Origin of the sequence: Actinomadura harenae (assembly GCF_003696215.1) — a bacterium.
Classification (GTDB): domain Bacteria; phylum Actinomycetota; class Actinomycetes; order Streptosporangiales; family Streptosporangiaceae; genus Spirillospora; species Spirillospora harenae.
Genome location: NZ_RFFG01000045.1, coordinates 18,736 through 36,111 on the forward strand (window position 1 = coordinate 18,736; position 17,376 = coordinate 36,111).

Here is a 17,376-nt window from a genome sequence, read left to right on the forward strand (position 1 = left end):
CTGGTCACGCCACGATGTGCTCCGGGCGGACCGGAACCCGGCCCAGCGCCCGGCCCGTGGCGTCGCGGATCGCCGCGACGATGGCGGGGGTGGACGACAGCGTCGGCGGCTCCCCCGCGCCGCGCAGCCCGTACGGCGCGGCGGGATCGGGGTTCTCGAGGATGTCGAGCCGCATCGGGGGCATGTCGAGGATCGTCGGGATCAGGTAGTCGGTGAACGACGGGTTCCGGACGACGCCGCCGGACACCACGATCTCCTCCATCAGCGCGAGGCCGAGGCCCTGCGCCGAGCCGCCGTGGATCTGCCCCTCCAGCGACAGCCGGTTGAGGATCTTCCCGACGTCCTGGACGGCGGCCATCTCGACCACCTTGACCAGGCCGAGTTCGGTGTCGACGTCCACGACGGCGCGGTGCACGCACAGGGCGAGCTGCGTGTGCGAGTTCCCCTGGCCGGTGGCCGGGTCCATCTTCTGCGTGGGCCGGTGGTGGTACTCGCGGGTCTCCTCGATGACCGCGTCCCCGAGGACCTCCTCCAGGGACGCCAGTTCCCCGGCCTCCCGCGACACGACCGTCCCGCCGACCAGCGTCAGGTCGTGGTGGCCGAACCGCGCGGCCGCCCGCTCCAGCAGGACGCCCCGGACCGCCTCGCACGCGGTCTTCACCGCGCCGCCCGTCATGTACGACTGCCGGGACGCCGACGACGACCCGGCGTCCCCGACGGTGGTGTCGGCGGGCGCGAGCGTCACCCGGCGGACGCCCAGTTCCGTCCGCGCGATCTGCGCCTCCAGAGTGACCAGGCCCTGCCCGACCTCGGCGGCGGCGGTGTGGACGAGCGCGGTCGCCTCGCCGCCGATCACCTCCAGCCGGACGCGCGCGGTCGACAGGTCGTCGAAGCCCTCGGAGAAGCAGATGTTCTTGATGCCGACGCCGTACCCGACGCCGCGGACGACGCCCTCGCCGTGCGTGGTCTGGGAGACGCCGCCCGGCAGGTTCCGGAGGTCGGAGGCGTCCGCCGCGGGCGGCATCGGGATCGCCTCCAGGCGGGTCAGCATCTCGGCGAGGGGCGCGGGCGCGTCGATGACCTGCCCGGTCGCCAGCCTGGAGCCCTGGGAGACGGCGTTGCGGCGCCGGACCTCCAGTGGCGACAGCCCGCAGGCCGCGGCGACCTTGTCCATCATCGCCTCGTAGGCGAAGCACGCCTGCACCGCGCCGAACCCGCGCATCGCACCGCACGGCGGGTTGTTCGTGTAGACACCGTAGGCGTCGATGCGGATGTTCGGGATCTCGTACGGCCCGACGCCCAGCGACGCCGCGTTGCCCGTGACGTTCAGCGTGGACGAGGTGTACGCGCCGCCGTCCAGGACGATCTCGACGTCCGCGTAGACGAGCCCGCCGTCCGCCGTGGCCCCGTACTCGTAGCGCATCGACGCGGGATGCCGGTGGACGTGCCCGAAGAACGACTCGTGCCGGTTGTAGGACATCTTCACCGGCCTGCCGGTGTGCAGCGCCAACATGCCCGCGTGGATCTGCATGGACAGGTCCTCGCGTCCGCCGAACGCGCCGCCGACGCCCGCGAGGGTCATGTGGATCTCGTCCTCGGCGAGGCCGAGGCACGGCGCGATCTGCTTGAGGTCGTTGTGCATCCACTGCGTCGACACGTACAGGTCGAGCCCGCCGTCCTCGGACGGCATCGCCAGGCCGGACTCGGGGCCGAGGAACGCCTGGTCCTGGATGCCGACCTCGAAGTCGCCGGAGACGACGACCTCGGCCCGCGCGCGGGCCGCGTCCACGTCCCCGACGCGGACGGGCTGGTACCGGGTGATCCCGCCGAGCGGCTGGACGCGGAGCCCCTCCGGGTCCGCGATCACCGCCCGCGCGTCCGTGATCGGCTCCAGCACCTCGAACCCGACCGCGATCCGCTTCAGCGCCCGCCGCGCCGTCTCCGGATGGTCGGCGGCGACGAGCGCGATCGGCTCGCCCTCGTGCCGGACCTGGTCGATGGCGAGAACCGGCTGGTCCCCGGTGCCGTCGATGCCGAAGAACCTGCTGCCTGGGACGTCCTCGTGGGTGAGGACGGCCCGGACGCCCGGCAGCGCCAGCGCGGGCCCGACGTCGAGCGCCACGATCCGGGCGCGCGGGTGCGGGCTGCGGAGCGTCGCGCCCCACAGCATCCCGTCGATCCACAGGTCGGACGCGTAGGCGAACTCGCCCGCGACCTTGAGCGTGCCGTCCGGGCGCGGCGGGCTGTCTCCCACGCCTCCGTGGCCGTGCGCCGCCACGTGCCCCGGCGACCTGACCGGCGTCCTCCCCGGCGTCCTGACCGGTGTTCCGCCCGGCGTCCTGACCGGTGTTCCGCCCGGCGTCCTGACCGGTGTCGCCATGGCTACAGCACCTCCTCGGCGAGCGTCATGAGGCGGCGGTGCGCGGCGGCGCCGCGGCGTCCGGCCTCGTCCTGCGGGACGGAGACGAGCGTGTCGGCGCGGACGACCGTCCGGCCGCCGACGAGCAGGCGTTCCAGGGGCGGCGTCCCGCCGTAGGCGAGCGCGACCACGGGGTCGTCGACCGCCGTGTGGAAGCCGTCGACCCGCCAGAGCGCGATGTCGGCGAGCTTGCCGGGTTCCAGCGACCCGATCTCGTCCTCGCGGCCCAGGCAGCGCGCGCCGCCGAGCGTCGCCATCTCCAGCGCCCGGCGGGCGGTCAGCGCGGTGGGGCCGTGCACCGCGCGCTGCATGTACATGGCCTGCCGGATCTCCCCGGCGAGCGGCACCATCTCGGCGGACGCGGCGCCGTCCACGCCGAGCCCGACCGGCACGCCCGCCTCCAGCAGCGCGGACACCCGGGCGATGCCCGCGCCGAGCCGCGCGTTGGACGACGGGCAGTGCGCGATGCCCGTCCCGGTCTCCGCGAACCGCTTGATGTCGGCGTCCTGGAGGTGGACGCAGTGGGCGAGCCACACGTCCGGGCCGAGCCAGCCGATCGAGTCCATGTACTCGGTCGGGGTCATGCCGAACTGCTCGCGGGTGTGCTCCTCCTCGTCCAGGGTCTCGGCGAGGTGGGTGTGCAGGCGGACGCCCTTGGCGCGCGCGAGGTCCGCCGACCGGACGAGCAGGTCCCGGCTGACCGAGAACGGCGAGCAGGGCGCGACGGCGATCCGCAGCATCGAGCCGGGAGACGCGTCGTGGTACCGGTCGATCGCGGCCTCGGTCTCGCTCAGGATCGTGTCGATGTCCTCGACCACCGAGTCCGGCGGGAGGCCGCCCTGGGAGCGGCCCCGGTCCATCGAGCCCCGGCACGGGTGGAACCGGATCCCGAGCTCCCGCGCTGCCTCGATCTCGGCGGCGAACAGGTCGCCGCGTCCCCTGGGGAAGATGTAGTGGTGGTCGGTGGACGTCGTGCAGCCCGACCGCGCGAGCCAGCCGAGCCCGGCGGACGCCGCGCCCGCGACGACCTCGGCGTCCATCATCGACCACACCCGGTAGGACGCCACGAGCCACTCGAACAGCGTGTGGTCGGGGGACACGCCCTGCGACGCCCACTGGTACAGGTGGTGGTGGGTGTTGACCAGGCCGGGCGTGACGAGGCATCCGGATCCGTCGATCCGCTCGGCATGGTCGAGGGCCGGCGCGGGGCCGGGACCGACGGCGGTGATCCGGTCGCCCTCGATCACGACGTGGCCGCCGGGGTGCTCGTCCCCGGTGACGGTCACGACGTGCGCGTTCTCGATGACGATCACTGGGCGGGTGATCATTCGGCACCGGCCTTCCGGCGCGCGGCCAGCCGCACCGCGTCCAGGATCTTCTCGTAGCCGGTGCAGCGGCACAGGTTCCCCGCGAGCGCCTCGCGGATCTCCGCGTCGGACGGCTCGGGCACCCGTTCGAGCAGGTCGTGCGACTGGACGATCAGGCCGGGCGTGCAGAACCCGCACTGCACGGCGCCCGCCTCCAGGAACGCCCGCTGGACGGGGTCCAGCCCGTCCCGGTCCGGCGCGAGGCCCTCGACCGTGCGGACGTCGCGGCCCTCGGCCTGCCCGGCGGCGACCAGGCACGAGCACACCGGGACGCCGTCCAGGTACACCGTGCAGGAACCGCATTCGCCCTGCTCACAGGCGTTCTTCGAGCCCGGCAGGCCCATCCGCTCCCGCAGGACGTACAGCAGGGACTCGCCCTCCCACACGTCGTCCACGGTCCTGGTCGCGCCGTTGACGATGACGTTCACCCTCATCAGGACGCCTCCTCCCTGGTCGCGCGATGGTCGTTCCAGGCCCAGGCCAGCGTGCGGCGGGCCAGGACCGCCAGGGCGTGCCTGCGGTAGTCGGCGGTGCCGCGCACGTCGTCGATCGGCGCGGCCGCCTCCCGGACGAGCTCCCCGAACCGCCGGGCGACCGGGTCCGGCAGCGGGCCGCGCCCGTCCCAGTCGAGTTCGCCGGAGAGGTACTCCTCGGCGGCCGTCGCGCGGCGCGGCGTCGGCGCCGCCGACCCGACGCCCGTCCCGACCCGGCGCTCACCCGGGTGCAGGGCGATCGCGAACGAGCAGACCGCGATGACCATGGCGTTCCGGGTGCCGATCTTCGAGAAGTACTGCGGCCCGGACGCGGGGGCGGTCCGGATCGCGCGGATCAGCTCGTCCGGCTCCAGCGCGTTCCGCTTCACGCCCAGGTAGAACTCGGCGGCCGGGATCAGCCGCGTTCCGCGCGCGGACGACTCGGCCTCGACGACCGCGTCCGAGGCGAGCAGCGGCGGGTGGCAGTCCCCGGCGGGCGAGGCCGCGCCGAGGTTCCCGCCGGCCGTGCCCCGGTTGCGGATCTGCGGCGACCCGACCGTCCGGGCCGCCTGGGCGAGGCCGGGCAGCCGGTCCCCCAGGTCGGCGATCAGCCGGGCGTACGGGACGCCCGCGCCGACGCGGAGCGTGCCGTCCTCCAGGGTCTCGTGCTCCGTCAGCTCCGGGACGGAGGTGAGGTCGAGCAGCGCCTCCGGGCGGCGCGCGTCGAAGTTGATCTCGACCATGACGTCCGTGCCGCCCTGGATCGGCGTCGCACCGGGGTGCGCGGCCTTGGCGGCGAGGGCGTCAGCCCAGGTCAGAGGCCGTAGGAAGTCCATGTTTCCAGACTCTCACTTCCAGGCCGAGGTGGAACCCGGCGCGACGTCGTCCATGACCGTCCCCTCGATCAGGCCGTACGGGCGGTCGGCGGCGAAGAAGACCTCGTTGGGATTGTCGAGCCCGAACGGGGACAGGTCGACGGCGAAGTGGTGCTTGTTCGGCATCACCAGCCGCACCTCGCAGAGCTCCGGGCCGTCCGTCAGGACGCGACGTCCCATCGCGTACAGCGTCTGCTGGAGGGACAGGGAGTGCGTCCCGGCAAACGCGTCCAGCAGACCCTTCCGGGCCCGCGTGTACGAGGCCGCCCAGTCCGAGCCGACCGTCCGGTGCCTCCACCGGGCGGTCACGGCCGTCGCGAGGATCCGGTCGTCGGTCTCGGCGAGGGTCGTGTACGCGTCCTTGATGAAGCCGTGGAACTCGCTGCCCGTGGAGTTCAGGACGACCAGGTCCTTCAGGCCCGAGACCACCGACTCCTCCCCGCCGGTGCCGTCACTGTGGACGAGGCAGGTCCGCGTCTCCGCGCCGCCGCGGACGAACGAATGCCGTTCGCCCGGCGGACCGTCCTCGACCGGGACGCGGTCCCAGGCGTACTCCTCGATCTCGACGCGCGCGTGGTGGATCGTCGGTTGCGAGTCGACGAAATGCCGCGCGAGCAGCAGCGCGAAGTCCTCGATCTCCCCGATGCCGTGCTTCCGGGCAAAGGCGAACACCGTGTTCTTCTGCGCGTCCGTGGTGAGCACCGCGGCGTTGTCGCCGGACAGGTGGACGTCCTCCATGTCCCCGGAGAGGGAGACGCCGACGTTCAGGTCCTTGATGTGGTGGAGGCCGCCGTCCCTGGTGACCCGGACGACGCGCGTCTCCGCCTTCCCGTAACGGTTGGGGCCGAGAACGATGGCCATCGGCTAGCTCCCTCGGTAGGTCGAGTACGCGTACGGGCTCAGCAGCAGTGGCACGTGAAAGTGCCGTCCGGGGTCGTCGACCACGAACGCCACGGCGACCTCGGGATAGAAGTCGGACAGCCCTTCCGTGTCGAAGACCAGCCGGTACGTCCCGGCGGCGATCTCCGCACCGCCCCAGTCGCGGATCCGTCCGTCGGCGTCCGTGCGGGCCTCGGCGATCTTCCGGTAGGCGCCGTCCTCGCGGCGTTCCAGCCGGACGGCGACGCCGTCGGCGGGACGGCCCCTCGCTGCGTCCAGCACGTGTGTGGAGAGCGACATTCAGGCCCCTCCGATCAGCTTGGCCAACCGCAGCGCGGTGATCGCGGCCAGCTCGGACCGGACGGCCGCGACCTCCGTCCCGTCGTCGTTCCCCCGGCGAACGCGCAGGTCAGCGAGGATCTCCTCAGCGGTCTTCCCGGTCGCGCAGATCAGGAACACATGCCCGAACCGCTCCTCGTAGGCGCGGTTGCCCTCGACCAGAGCCGCCTGCACGGCATCCCCACCGCCCGCCGCCCCGGCCTGCTCCCCCCGAGACCACCGCGCCTCACGCTCCCCACCCGCCACCCGCTCCCCGATGCGCGGATGCGCGGCGAGCGCCTCGAGGACGTCCGTCCAGTCAAGATCTTGGAGGGCCTTCCCGGACGCCTCGGCCAGCGCGGCAAGGCTCGCGTAGGGCCGCCCGCCCGCGACCTCGACGGCCCACCGCCGCGAGGCACAGCACGTCAGCAACTCGGCCTCGGCCACCATCGTCGGCAGCGCGTTCAGGCGGTCCAGCACTCGGCCCCCTCGGGTGGATCACCTCGAGTACACACAGCCGCGCCCCGCCCGGTCGAGGCACAGGACGTCCGAAGTCCACCCGAACCCACCGAACGAATTTCGTGCTTTGCTCCAATCTCCACCGGATTCGACCCGTGGGTTACGTTCGACCCCATGAGGCTGCGTTCCCTGCTGGAGGTGCCCGAGCTCCGGCTGGCGCTGGTGACCGGCGACGACGAGCTCGACCGGGTGATCCGCTGGGTGGTGACGACCGACCTGCTCGACCCGTCCCGCTACCTGAGCGGGCGGGAGCTGGTGCTGACGGGCATCATGTGGCGGACGTCCCCGGGCGACTCGGAGGTGTTCGTCCGGGCCCTGGCCAGGGCCGGGGTGTCCGCGCTGGCCGCCTGGGACGCCGTGAAGGGGACGATCCCGGACGACCTGGTCGAGGCATGCGCGCGGCACCGGATCCCGCTGTTCCGGGTGCCGGAGGACGTGGCGTTCGCGACGGTGACCGAGCAGGTCGCCCGGCGGCTGTCGAGCGCCCGCGCCGCCGACCTGACCGCCGTCCTGGACCGCCACCGGCGCCTGGTGGCAGGAGTGACGGAAGGCGCTGGCCTCGGGCCGGTCCTGGAGCTACTCGACAGAGATCTAGGAATGCGCTGCTGGGTCCTCACCCCGACCGGACGCGTCGTCGCGGGCCCGACTCCCCCCGCCGCCCCGGCGAACCTCGCCCACGCCTTCCTCACCGCACCCCGCCTCCCCCACCGCCACGCCCCGGCGGACCTCTCCCTGTTCCCCGTCGCACCGGACACGACCGCGCGCGTCGCCGACTGGTTCGTGGCCTGCGCGGGCGACCTCGCCGACTGGCCGGCCGAACGCCGCGCGCTGGTCTCGGAGCTGACCGCGATCGTCGCGCTGGAACGGGCCCGGCAGGACGACCGGCTGAGCGTCCCCGGACGCCTGACGCAGGAGCTCGTCCGGCTGGTGGTGGCAGGAGCGGCAGCGGACGAGGTCGTCCCCCGCCTCGAACTGACCGGCCTGGACGCGTCGGCGACATTCACCATCGTGTCGGCGACCTCGTCCGGACGCCTGCGTCCCGGCGAACTGCGAACCGTCCTGCGCGAAACGCTTCCCTACGACCCCGTCGTGGGCCTCCTGGACGACGAGGCGATCGCGCTGGTCCAGGTCGAACCAGGTCAGGACGTCGCAGGCGAGGTGCACCGGACACTGCACGCCCTCGCCCCCGGCCTCGGCGGCGACCGCCTGGCGGTCGGAGTGAGCGACGTCGTCACCGCCGGGGAGCTGCGCGGGGCGGTGGAGGAGGCACGCTACGCCCGGAGGCTGTCCGCCGGACGCGGGGACGCGGTGTCGGTGGTCCGGCATGACGAGCTGGCGACGCACGTCCTGTTGCTGGCGTCCGTCCCCGACGACGTCCGCCACATGTTCAAGGTCCGCCTCCTCGACCCGCTGCGCACCTACGACGAAGAGCACAAGGCCGACCTGGTCCTGACCCTGGAGACGTTCCTCCAGCACTCCGGCTCATGGACGCGCTGCGCCGAGCAGTTGCACCTGCACGTCAACTCCGTCCGCTACCGAATCCAGCGAATAGAGGAACTGACCAGCCGCGACCTGTCCCGCCTAGAAGACCGAGTCGACTTCTTCCTAGCCCTCCGCCTCGCCTAACCCATGGATATTGGGAACCGGTAGGTGAAGCGACCGAGAGGGAATGTCGTGACTTTTGAGAATTGGGAGCTGGTGCAGCACCGGACCGGAGGCGACGGTGCGGTGTGGCGTTCAGCTGACGGCAGCCGCTTCAAGCGGACGGGACCAGAGATCCTGGCTGAAGCAGCGTTCCTGCGCCGCGTTCGGACGATGGGCTACCCGGTTCCGCAGATATTGGAAGAAGGGCACGTCGGCGACGGGTCGGGCTTCTTCGTCGAGGAGGCGTTGCCCGGCTCGTCGCTGCACCAGATGGCCGACCGCCGTGCGGACGGCGTACCCGGCGGTCTACTGGACGACGAGGTCGCCGCAACGGCGGCGCAGGTGTCGGCCGAGTTACTGCGGGCCCAGGCCGCCCACCCGATGGCCACCTCCGCCACGCTGCTGGCCGAGTTCGCGGAGAGAGCCGGGTACACCGCCGCCGTGTGGGCTGAGAGCCCCGACCTGGAATCCCCGCACCGCCGAAAGGTGATCGCGACCGCCCTGCGGCGACTGGAGGACCTGCCGCTGTGCGCGTCCAGCCTGGACTACGGCCTGCCGAACCTCTTTCCCACCGGTGTCATCGACTGGCAGCACCATGGTCTGGCCCCCGTCGGCTACGACGTCGTCCCGGCCCTGGAGATCATCGCGTTCGGCGGCGGCACAGGCCGCTACTCCCCCACGTCCGCGCAACGCTCCACCTACCTGGCGGCCGTCGACGACGCGGCCGGGCCGCTCCTGGCCCAGCGGCCCAGCGCCTTCCTCGGGGAGTTCCTGGTCATCAAGAGCATGTTCTTCCTCGCCCTCACCCGCCCTGCCCACGCCTCGCCCGACGACGCACCCGAAGGTAAGGCGGGCAAATGGCTGTACCGCCGGCACCTGTTCACCGAGTGTCTAGAGCAGTACGAACACGCAGGAACGGTCGACACCGCCGCCTTCCCCACCTTCGCTGACTTTCGTCGGCGCTTCGCCGCACGCTCTGGGAACTCCGCTCCCGGCACCGCTACCCGCCGCACACCTCGTGCCGAAGGAGGCTCGGGGACCGATTACTCGACTGATGCCGCTGACTTCTGAAAGCGCCTGCCTCCAGCTTCATCAGTAGCCCAGGCCGCGCCACAGCGACCCCGGCGGATCCCGTCCGCCGGGGCCATCGCGGGGGGCTACAGGGACAGGTCTCCCGACTTCACGCGAGCCAGAAGCCCCGCGAACGCAGGGCGGTCAAGCTCCAGGTGTCCCGCATCCGGGTTCTTGCTGTCCCGGATGCCGACAGCAGTCAGTACGGTGGCGACCTCCACGCAGTCCTGCTCGGTGTTGCTGCGCTTGCTCTTGCGCCATCCAGAGAGCCCAGACGTTTTCACAGTGCCTCCAACGCCTTTACTGAACGTGCGCCACCAAGTCCTCAGCAGTGAGCGCGTTCGAACAGACTCGGCCCGCATTGACACCGTCTCTCCGAACGGAGTGCGTTACAAGTCCAGGTCACCCGCCTTCACCTTGGCGATCAGGGCTCCGACGGAAGCTCGGTCCATCGTGAGGTGGCCGCCCTCGGGGTTCTTGCTGTCCCGGACGCCGACGGCCGTCGGCACGGTGGCGACCTCCACGCACGCCTGCTCGGTGTTGCTGCGCTTGCTCTTGCGCCAGGTCGCCGCGCTGAAGTCAGCAGTCATCGTTCCACTCCTTTGCGATCTGCCGGAACAGCGCCGTGCTGTCCCCTTCGGGCAGGGCGTCGTCCCAGATCTGCGCCCACCCCTCGGCATAGCGATGAATCTCATGGGCCTTGTCCAGGTACAGGGCTCCGGTGAAGCCCTGCACGTACACGGTAGGGGGCTCGTGATCGCGTCCGTCCCCTGTGGTGGGAAACCGCATGATGATGAACGGGCCTGTGTCGGCCCCGCGATGCGCTCCCGCCGAGAACGGGGCGACCCGGATGGAGACGTTGGGGCGGTCGTTCATCTCCGCCAGCCGGTCGAGCTGGTCCGACATGACGTCCACCCCGCCGACCACCCGGCGGACGACGGCTTCGTTCAGGACGACCCGCAGGGACGGCGGCGCGATGGACCGGGTGAGCAGGCGCTGCCGCTGAACGCGGAGCTGAACACGACGATCCACCTCCTCACCCTGGAGGTCGGGCCTGTTCTTCCGGAAGAGCGCCCGGTGGTAGTCCGGCGTCTGGAGAAGGCCCGGAACCAGCTCGGGCGAGTACTCCTCCAGCGTCTCGACGGCCTCCTCCAGGCCGATGTAGAGATCGAAGCTGTCAGGGATGACGTCCCCGTAGGCGTGCCACCACCCCTTGGCCTTGGTCTCCTTGGCCAGCCCCATCAGGGCCACGCGCATGTCGTCCGGCGCGCCGTAGGCACGGCACATGGCCTCGACGTCGAGCGAGCGCAGCGAGGTAATGCCGGTCTCGATCCTCCACATCTTCGCCTCCGACCACTCCAGCGCCTCGGCGGCGGCCCGCACCGTGATGCGGGCGTCGGTACGGAGCTGCCGGAGGTACCGGCCGAGCTGTCTACGCGGTCGATCCCGTCTGAATTTCGGACATCCATTTCACCTCCACTTCACTGCGGGGTGGTCTTTCACTCGAAATGAAAGCATCCCCGCACCCGATTCGCAATGGGCCTCTGAGCTGCGGAAATTCGTCGCGGCGATTCCCTTCGTTCGCTTGAAGTGCAGGTTTCATAGTGCTCTACTCGGAAGCACGCCGGAGGTGAATCACAACAATCTGTGATCACAGGCGGCCCATGCCGTCTCACCTCTCCCACCCCGTTCGCGTCCACCCCCGTGGAGATCAGAGGACAACTGCCATGTCGCTCGATACCAGTCAGACAAACGAAAGTTCGATTCCCAAAACCCTGCTCCTAGACGACGAGGAGGAGCTGTTGGTCGAGCTTGCGGAGGCTGTGCGCGGTCTCGGTGAGCGCGCCACGGTGCAGCAGCGGATCGGCGGTCCGCCGGTGCTGTTGGCGGTCGGGGTGACCGGACACCTGAACGAGGTGATTCGGGCCGGCCGTCGTGAGGACGGCTCGGTCGTCGCGTACTGGTCCTGGGGGGACGAGCTGCCCGACGACATCGACCAGGCAGCCGCCGCCGTCCGGCGCGTCGTCAACCCGCAGGGAGGGTGAAATGTCGGGGCGACACTCGATCAGGAACGAAGGGGCGCGGGTCGCGCCGCCTGTGCCGGACTCGACGGCCGGCGTGGCTCTGGCGGTGCCCAATCGGGAGCGCATGGCCTACCTGACCCATCTCGCCGGACGGCTCCCAGCAGGGCTGTCCGCGAGTTACAGCTACCGGGGCCACGAGATCGTGATGCACGTGGTCGCCGTCGCCGCCGTCGGGAACCGGACGAACGCGCTGCCGGTCGCGGCGGTGACCGTGGGGTGCCGTTACGCGCGCGGCGCGTGGTGGTTCGTGGGCGGCGACGACAGAGCCCCGTTCGCGGCGGCGAACAACCTGCGTGAGGCGGCGACGGTCATCGTCCGGGAGCTCAACGACCAGATCCGCCAGCGCGAGGCGGTTCGGTGAGCACCGCCCCCGGGACGACGCTGACCCCGGAGAACTATCCGCTGACGGTGAAGGGCCAGGTCGCTCGGACCTACGGCGTTCCCGCCTTCGTGGACGAGGGCTGGATGGTGCCGCGTTTCGCCGCGCTGCTGGTCGACGTGACGATCGCGACGCTGCACAGCTGGGCGACGGAAGGACTCGTGTCGTTCCGGCAGGAACACCCTCAGGGGCCGATCCGGTTCCTCCGCCGCGAACTGCTGGTCGTGGTGGGCATGCGCGGCGGCGACGGAGGTCCGCTGTCGTCCGACAGGATCCGTCGGCAGCTCATCCGGCAGGAGTCGACGTGAGCGATCAGCCGATGTCCCCTGGCACACCGGCCCGGCCCCGGAGGATGGCCGAGGTGGTCATGGCGTCGTATCGGACGGCCCTGATCGACCACGACCAGGACGCAGTGAAGGTCGGGCTGATCAACGCGATGGCCGCCGAGAGGGCGGCGCCCGCCCTGATCCCGCTGTCCGAGAGGCCCGCCGACGAGGCGCTGCGGGCGGCGCGGACCGTCGTCGCCGACGCCTACACCGAGGCCATGCGGACGTTCCGGGTGCCGCTCGACGTGCAGACCCGCGTCGAGGATCAGGTGTTCGCCGACACCCAGGTGTCGATCGAGGCGCGCGCCCGAACGCTCCCCCTCGACAGCCGGTTCGGACCGCTCCTGGAGCGCTGCCGCCGCACTCGCTCCGAGGAGAGCGGCGCCGGAAGCGGCTCTCCCTGAAGGCTCCCCGGCCTGCTTCGTGAAGCGTCCGAAGCAGGCCGGGGCAGCGCCTGATTCAGCGCTTGTCCTGGACCTTCGTTCGGTAGAGCCAGAGGACGACCGAGAGGGCGAGGACGCCGAGGGCGATGCCGAGTTCCTTGTAGCCGCCGTAGCCGGTGATCGAGAAGCCGGTGGCGCCGACGACGAGAACGACCAGCAGGAACGCGGCGAGCAGCCAGGCCAGCGGGACGAAGAAGCCGGGGAGGCGGATCGGGCGGGGCGCGTCCGGGCGGTCCTTGCGGAGCAGGGCGAAGCCGGAGATCGCCAGGACGTGGGTGAGGATGTAGCCGAGGTTGCCGGTCACGATGATCGCCAGCGGGGTCTTCAGGACGAGCAGCACGAACGCGTTGATCACCAGGGCGACGAGCAGCGCGCGCGCCGGGACGCCCCGCTTGGTGAGCTTGCCGACCTGCTTGAGCGTCGTGCCCTCGGTGCCCATGTTGTAGAGGACCCGGGAGCCGTCCGCCAGGCCGGTGATCATGATGAGCAGCAGCGAGGCGATGAGGAAGACGACCATGAGGTCGGCCGCGCCGCCGATGAGCTTCTGGAACGCCCCGACGTAGAACGTGGTCGGCTCCGCGCCGATCTTCTGCTCGCCCACGTAGCCGGACAGGGACAGCGGCAGCAGGACGAAGACGCCGAGGGAGAACAGGACGCCGGCGCGCAGCGCGCGGGAGGTGTCCCGGACGGTGTCCTTGTACTCGGGGGCGAACGTCGCGCAGACCTCGACGCCGAAGGACGTCCAGGCCATGACGTACAGCCAGACGAGCGCCTCGCGCAGACCGCCCATGCCGTGCAGGTTCCAGTGCAGGCCGGACGCGTGCCAGTCGCCGGTCACGAACGGCCCGACGATGAACACCGCGAGCGGGATCAGCAGGACGCCGCCCGTCACGTACACGACCCACATGGCGGCGTGCAGGCCGACCATCGCGGCGCAGAACAGCAGGAAGATCACGCCCAGGCCGACGAGGATCGGGAAGGTCAGCTCGACCGGGCCGAGCGTCCACTTCCAGTCCTGGTCGGGGAACCACTGGGCCTGGACGAGCGAGCCGATGATCCCCGCGTAGACCGAGAGGGCCGTGGTCCAGGGGAACCAGTAGCCGATGCTGGCGATGGGCCCGACGACGGGCGCGCGGCTGCGCCACCCCTCGGCCGCGTAGTGCGCGATGCCGCCGGACGACTCGGGGAACATCGCGGCGAGCTCGGTGTAGATCCAGTTGGTCGCGGTGGCGAGCACCATCGACAGCGCCCAGATCGCCATGGCGCCCCAGGCGCCGAGGCCGCCGATGGACGCGCCGAGCGAGGCGATCAGTGCCGCGGGCATGGTCAGGGACATCGCGAACCCGTCCCACCAGCGCATCTTCTTCTGCAGCGCGGGCGGGTCGGTCGCCACGGTCTCGGGGTGTGCCGTCATGCGGGGTCCTTGCGTCGGGGTGGTGTGAGCGGTGCCACTCGTTATAGATCCGACAAAAGAAGCCCGTCAAGACTGAAGATTCCGCACAAGATCAAGTTCAGAGATGTTGGATCGTGAGTCTTGACAGGAATCTTCTGCTGATTGCAGGGTGGGAGGCCACCCCGAGCAGGAAGGGTCATCCCATGACGACCACCAGCAGCTTCTTCGTCGACGGCGCCTACGTGTCCGGCCAGGGCACCGGGATCGTCGAGGTGATCAGCCCCGCCACCGGCGAGCGCGCGGGCGCGATCCCCGAGGCCACCGCCGCCGACGTGGACGCCGCGGTGGCCGCCGCACGCGCCGCGCAGCCCGCCTGGGCCGCCACCAACGTCTGGGAACGCGCCGCCCTCTGTCACCGGATCGGCGACGAGCTGGCCAAGCGCGTGGACGAGCTGGCCCGCCTCCAGACCCTGGAGCAGGGCAAGCCCCTCGCCGAGTCGGTCGCCGACATCGAGGAGGCCGCCAAGCTCTTCCACCTGCACGCCGAGGACGCCGTCCGGCTGCACGGCGAGACGCTGCCGTCCACCGACTCGTCCAAGCGGATGTTCACCTACCACCGGCCCGTCGGCACCTGGGGCATCATCACGCCCTGGAACTTCCCGCTGCTGATGCTCGCCGAGTTCGTCGCGCCCGGCCTCGCCACCGGCAACGCGCACGTCGTCAAGCCGCCGGAGAACACCCCGCTGACCGTCCTCGCGGCGATGGAGGCGTTCATCGCGGCGGGCGTCCCGGCCGGGCTGGTCAACGTCGTCCCGGGCGGGGGCGCCACCGGCGAGGCCCTGGTCACGCACGCCGGGATCGACGCGATCGGGTTCATCGGATCGTCCGCCACGGGGGCGCGGATCCAGAAGATGGCCGGGCTGAAGCGCTCGGTCATGGAGTGCTCGGGCAACGGCCCGGTCGTCGTCCTCGCCGACGCCGACCTCGCCGCGGCCGCCCGCGCCGCCGTCGACGGCGCCTACCTGTGCGCGGGCCAGGTCTGCTGCGCCACCGAGCGCGTCATCGTCCACGCCGACGTGCACGACGCGTTCGTCGCCGAGGTGCTGCGCGCCGCCGAGACGGTCGTCCTCGGCGACCCGTTCGACGCCGCCGTCAACCTCGGCCCGCTGAACAACGAGGGCGTCGCCGCGAAGATGGACCGGCACATGGCCGACGCCCGCGAGCGCGGCGCGAAGATCCTCCTCGGCGGGGCCCGCCGTGCCGACGCCCCGACCGGCCTGTACTACGAGTTCACCGTCGTGGACGAGGTCCCCGAGGACAGCCTGCTGTCCCGCGAGGAGTCCTTCGGCCCGGTCGTCCCGATCATCACCGGACGCGACGACGACGACCTGCTGCGCATCGCCAACGACGACGCGCTCGGCCTCCAGGGCGCGGTCTTCACCAAGGACATGACCAAGGCGTTCCGCTTCATGGAGGAGATGGCCGTCGGCCAGGTCATCGTCAACGACTCCAACTCCTGGTGGGACGTCAACATGCCGTTCGGCGGCGCGGGCGGCCGCGGCACCGGCTGGGGACGCATCGGCGGCAAGTGGACGCTGCTCGACATGACCGACACCCGGACCGGCGTCATCTCCCTCTGACCCCGTCCCCGCCACGGGCCCCGGACGGGCGGGGACGGGCTCCCCGCCCGTCCGGGGTCCGGCTCCGTCCCCCTCGTCCGGGGTCCGGCTCCATCCCCCTCGTCCGGGGCCGGGGCCCGTCCTGCTCGTCCGCCCGCGAAGGATTCGCATGAGCCACCGCTCCCACCTGGCCCGCACGGCCGCCGTCCCGTTCTGGCTCGACCGGGACCGCCCCGCGCCGCTCCCCCGCCTGACGTCCGACACCCGCTGCGACCTGGCGGTCGTCGGCGGCGGCTACACCGGCCTGTGGACGGCCCTGCTCGCCAAGCGCCGCCGTCCCGACCTGGACGTCCTGGTCGTCGAGCAGGAGACCTGCGGGCACGCCGCGTCCGGGCGCAACGGCGGGTTCTGCTCGCCGAGCATCACGCACGGCCTGGCGAACGGCGCGGAGCGGTGGCCCGCGGAGATCGGCGAGCTCCAGCGGCTCGGCCTCGCGAACTTCGACGCGATGGAACGCGACATCGACGCCCTCGGCATCGACTGCGACTTCCGCCGCGCGGGCAAGGTCGCGCTCGCCGCGACGCCCTGGCAGGAGGACGGCCTGCGCTCCGCCGCCGCGCTCGCCGCGAAACACGGCGAACGCGCCACCCTCCTCGAAGGCTCCGACCTGCGCGAACACGTCGACTCGCCGCTCTGGTCCGTCGGCCTGATGGTGCACGACTACGCGACGCTCGACCCGGCCCGCCTCGTCTGGGGCCTGCGGGACGCGTGCCTGCGCGCGGGCGTCCGCATCGCCGAGCGGACCGAGGTCACCGAGCTGGTCACCCCGCGCCGGGGACGCGTCCGGCTCGTCACCCCCTACGCCGAGGTGTCGGCCGTCCAGGTCGCGCTCGCCACGAACGTCTACCGCCCGCTGCTGCGCCGCCTCGCGCTGAGCTGGATCCCGGTCTACGACTACGCCCTGGTCACCGAGCCGCTGACCCGCGACCGGCTCGCCGGGATCGGCTGGACGGGCGACCACGGCCTGTCCGACGCGGGGAACCAGTTCCACTACTTCCGCAAGACCCCGGACGACCGGATCCTCTGGGGCGGCTACGACGCGATCTACCACTGGGGCAACCGCGTCGACGAGGCGCTGACGCAGCGTCCGGAGACGTTCGAGAAGCTCGCCGCGCAGTTCGCCGAGGCGTTCCCGTCGCTCGCGGACGTCCCGTTCAGCCACGCCTGGGGCGGCGTGATCGACTCGACGACCCGGTTCTGCATGTTCGCCGGGACCGCGTCCGGCGGGCGGATCGGCTACGCGCTCGGCTTCACCGGCCTCGGCGTCTCCGCCACCCGGTACGGCGCGGAGGTCATGCTCGACCTGCTCGCCGGACGTGACACCGAACGCACCCGGCCCGCGATGATCCGCCGCCCGCCCGTCCCGTTCCCGCCCGAACCCGTCCGCTACCTGGGCGTCCAGGCGACCCGCCTGTCCCTGAACCACGAGGACCGCACCGGCCGCCGCAACGCCTGGCTGCGCCTGCTGGACGGACTCGGCCTCGGCTTCGACTCCTGACCCGGCATC

The 17,376-nt window shown here is 71.5% G+C and carries 19 protein-coding genes and 1 pseudogene; 8 read left to right on the plus strand and 12 right to left on the minus strand.

Annotated features, from left to right (window positions below):
* Positions 1-4 precede the first annotated feature (4 nt).
* From EBO15_RS23830 to uraD, 7 genes are all read right to left on the minus strand, one after another.
* Positions 5-2,254 carry a molybdopterin cofactor-binding domain-containing protein gene (locus EBO15_RS23830; RefSeq protein WP_378238937.1) on the minus strand — a complete coding sequence of 750 codons (2,250 nt, stop codon included), beginning with the start codon at positions 2,252-2,254 and terminating at the stop codon, positions 5-7.
* 128 nt (positions 2,255-2,382) lie between these two features.
* Positions 2,383-3,747 (minus strand): 8-oxoguanine deaminase, encoded by a 1,365-nt coding sequence (locus EBO15_RS23835; protein ID WP_122196664.1) that lies wholly within the window; start codon positions 3,745-3,747, stop codon positions 2,383-2,385.
* A complete protein-coding gene (locus tag EBO15_RS23840) occupies positions 3,744-4,220 on the minus strand; it encodes a (2Fe-2S)-binding protein (protein ID WP_122196665.1) in 477 nt (158 codons plus the stop codon). Before EBO15_RS23840 ends, EBO15_RS23835 begins: the two co-directional genes overlap by 4 nt.
* Complete coding sequence (locus EBO15_RS23845) at positions 4,220-5,095, minus strand: FAD binding domain-containing protein (RefSeq protein WP_122196666.1); 876 nt, start codon at positions 5,093-5,095, stop codon at positions 4,220-4,222. Before EBO15_RS23845 ends, EBO15_RS23840 begins: the two co-directional genes overlap by 1 nt.
* Before the next feature lie 12 nt (positions 5,096-5,107).
* Positions 5,108-5,995, minus strand: coding sequence for a factor-independent urate hydroxylase (gene pucL, locus EBO15_RS23850; RefSeq protein ID WP_122196667.1), 888 nt, complete (start codon positions 5,993-5,995; stop codon positions 5,108-5,110).
* 3 nt (positions 5,996-5,998) lie between these two features.
* Positions 5,999-6,313 (minus strand): hydroxyisourate hydrolase, encoded by a 315-nt coding sequence (uraH, locus tag EBO15_RS23855; protein WP_122196668.1) that lies wholly within the window; start codon positions 6,311-6,313, stop codon positions 5,999-6,001.
* On the minus strand, positions 6,314-6,811 hold the full coding sequence (uraD, locus tag EBO15_RS23860) for a 2-oxo-4-hydroxy-4-carboxy-5-ureidoimidazoline decarboxylase (protein WP_233616396.1): 498 nt from the start codon (positions 6,809-6,811) through the stop codon (positions 6,314-6,316).
* 153 nt (positions 6,812-6,964) lie between these two features.
* Here uraD and EBO15_RS23865 point away from each other — a divergent pair, with 153 nt between their 5' ends.
* Positions 6,965-8,476, plus strand: a complete 1,512-nt coding sequence (locus tag EBO15_RS23865) for a PucR family transcriptional regulator (protein WP_122196669.1) — start codon at positions 6,965-6,967, stop codon at positions 8,474-8,476.
* A 48-nt stretch (positions 8,477-8,524) separates the two neighbouring features.
* Positions 8,525-9,565, plus strand: a complete 1,041-nt coding sequence (locus tag EBO15_RS23870) for a phosphotransferase (RefSeq protein WP_122196670.1) — start codon at positions 8,525-8,527, stop codon at positions 9,563-9,565.
* 86 nt (positions 9,566-9,651) lie between these two features.
* Here the strand turns inward: EBO15_RS23870 and EBO15_RS23875 are convergent, their stop codons facing one another.
* The 4 genes and pseudogenes from EBO15_RS23875 to EBO15_RS46860 form a co-directional block, all read right to left on the minus strand.
* Positions 9,652-9,927 carry a DUF397 domain-containing protein gene (locus EBO15_RS23875; RefSeq protein WP_122196671.1) on the minus strand — a complete coding sequence of 92 codons (276 nt, stop codon included), beginning with the start codon at positions 9,925-9,927 and terminating at the stop codon, positions 9,652-9,654.
* A gap of 27 nt (positions 9,928-9,954) precedes the next feature.
* Positions 9,955-10,155 (minus strand): DUF397 domain-containing protein, encoded by a 201-nt coding sequence (locus tag EBO15_RS23880; RefSeq protein ID WP_122196672.1) that lies wholly within the window; start codon positions 10,153-10,155, stop codon positions 9,955-9,957.
* On the minus strand, positions 10,145-10,822 hold the full coding sequence (locus EBO15_RS23885; RefSeq protein ID WP_325051936.1) for a DUF5753 domain-containing protein: 678 nt from the start codon (positions 10,820-10,822) through the stop codon (positions 10,145-10,147). Before EBO15_RS23885 ends, EBO15_RS23880 begins: the two co-directional genes overlap by 11 nt.
* Positions 10,820-10,984, minus strand: a pseudogene (locus EBO15_RS46860) (helix-turn-helix domain-containing protein); the annotation flags it as partial. The pseudogene EBO15_RS46860 and the gene EBO15_RS23885, both read right to left, overlap by 3 nt.
* A gap of 308 nt (positions 10,985-11,292) precedes the next feature.
* On the opposite strand from EBO15_RS46860, the gene EBO15_RS23890 reads away from it, so the two are divergent.
* From EBO15_RS23890 to EBO15_RS23905, 4 genes are read left to right on the plus strand one after another with little or no spacing between them, the layout of a single operon-like run.
* Positions 11,293-11,610 carry a hypothetical protein gene (locus EBO15_RS23890; protein WP_122196673.1) on the plus strand — a complete coding sequence of 106 codons (318 nt, stop codon included), beginning with the start codon at positions 11,293-11,295 and terminating at the stop codon, positions 11,608-11,610.
* Between the two features lies 1 nt (position 11,611).
* A complete protein-coding gene (locus EBO15_RS23895; protein ID WP_147481630.1) occupies positions 11,612-12,010 on the plus strand; it encodes a hypothetical protein in 399 nt (132 codons plus the stop codon).
* The gene (locus EBO15_RS23900; protein ID WP_122196675.1) at positions 12,007-12,336 is read left to right on the plus strand and encodes a hypothetical protein; all 330 of its coding nucleotides are present in this window, start codon (positions 12,007-12,009) and stop codon (positions 12,334-12,336) included. Before EBO15_RS23895 ends, EBO15_RS23900 begins: the two co-directional genes overlap by 4 nt.
* Positions 12,333-12,758, plus strand: coding sequence for a hypothetical protein (locus EBO15_RS23905; protein ID WP_147481631.1), 426 nt, complete (start codon positions 12,333-12,335; stop codon positions 12,756-12,758). The genes EBO15_RS23900 and EBO15_RS23905 overlap by 4 nt, the downstream gene beginning before the upstream one ends.
* A gap of 55 nt (positions 12,759-12,813) precedes the next feature.
* Here the strand turns inward: EBO15_RS23905 and EBO15_RS23910 are convergent, their stop codons facing one another.
* Positions 12,814-14,211: an APC family permease gene (locus tag EBO15_RS23910; RefSeq protein WP_122196677.1), complete on the minus strand. Its 1,398-nt coding sequence runs from the start codon at positions 14,209-14,211 to the stop codon at positions 12,814-12,816.
* Between the two features lie 182 nt (positions 14,212-14,393).
* Here EBO15_RS23910 and EBO15_RS23915 point away from each other — a divergent pair, with 182 nt between their 5' ends.
* Positions 14,394-15,830 carry an aldehyde dehydrogenase family protein gene (locus tag EBO15_RS23915; protein WP_122196678.1) on the plus strand — a complete coding sequence of 479 codons (1,437 nt, stop codon included), beginning with the start codon at positions 14,394-14,396 and terminating at the stop codon, positions 15,828-15,830.
* A 148-nt stretch (positions 15,831-15,978) separates the two neighbouring features.
* Positions 15,979-17,367: an NAD(P)/FAD-dependent oxidoreductase gene (locus EBO15_RS23920; RefSeq protein ID WP_122196679.1), complete on the plus strand. Its 1,389-nt coding sequence runs from the start codon at positions 15,979-15,981 to the stop codon at positions 17,365-17,367.
* Positions 17,368-17,376 lie beyond the last annotated feature (9 nt).

Excerpts from the sequence above, each read along its gene's own strand:
- EBO15_RS23885 (WP_325051936.1), bottom strand. The coding sequence starts at position 10,822 with ATGCGCGTGGCCCTGATGGGGCTGGCCAAGGAGACCAAGGCCAAGGGG.
- uraH (WP_122196668.1), bottom strand. The coding sequence starts at position 6,313 with ATGTCGCTCTCCACACACGTGCTGGACGCAGCGAGGGGCCGTCCCGCC.
- EBO15_RS23865 (WP_122196669.1), top strand. The coding sequence starts at position 6,965 with ATGAGGCTGCGTTCCCTGCTGGAGGTGCCCGAGCTCCGGCTGGCGCTG.
- pucL (WP_122196667.1), bottom strand. The coding sequence starts at position 5,995 with ATGGCCATCGTTCTCGGCCCCAACCGTTACGGGAAGGCGGAGACGCGC.
- EBO15_RS23880 (WP_122196672.1), bottom strand. The coding sequence starts at position 10,155 with ATGACTGCTGACTTCAGCGCGGCGACCTGGCGCAAGAGCAAGCGCAGC.
- EBO15_RS23890 (WP_122196673.1), top strand. The coding sequence starts at position 11,293 with ATGTCGCTCGATACCAGTCAGACAAACGAAAGTTCGATTCCCAAAACC.
- EBO15_RS23895 (WP_147481630.1), top strand. The coding sequence starts at position 11,612 with ATGTCGGGGCGACACTCGATCAGGAACGAAGGGGCGCGGGTCGCGCCG.
- EBO15_RS23840 (WP_122196665.1), bottom strand. The coding sequence starts at position 4,220 with ATGAGGGTGAACGTCATCGTCAACGGCGCGACCAGGACCGTGGACGAC.
- EBO15_RS23845 (WP_122196666.1), bottom strand. The coding sequence starts at position 5,095 with ATGGACTTCCTACGGCCTCTGACCTGGGCTGACGCCCTCGCCGCCAAG.
- EBO15_RS23910 (WP_122196677.1), bottom strand. The coding sequence starts at position 14,211 with ATGACGGCACACCCCGAGACCGTGGCGACCGACCCGCCCGCGCTGCAG.
- EBO15_RS23920 (WP_122196679.1), top strand. The coding sequence starts at position 15,979 with ATGAGCCACCGCTCCCACCTGGCCCGCACGGCCGCCGTCCCGTTCTGG.
- EBO15_RS23835 (WP_122196664.1), bottom strand. The coding sequence starts at position 3,747 with ATGATCACCCGCCCAGTGATCGTCATCGAGAACGCGCACGTCGTGACC.
- EBO15_RS23915 (WP_122196678.1), top strand. The coding sequence starts at position 14,394 with ATGACGACCACCAGCAGCTTCTTCGTCGACGGCGCCTACGTGTCCGGC.
- EBO15_RS23875 (WP_122196671.1), bottom strand. The coding sequence starts at position 9,927 with ATGCGGGCCGAGTCTGTTCGAACGCGCTCACTGCTGAGGACTTGGTGG.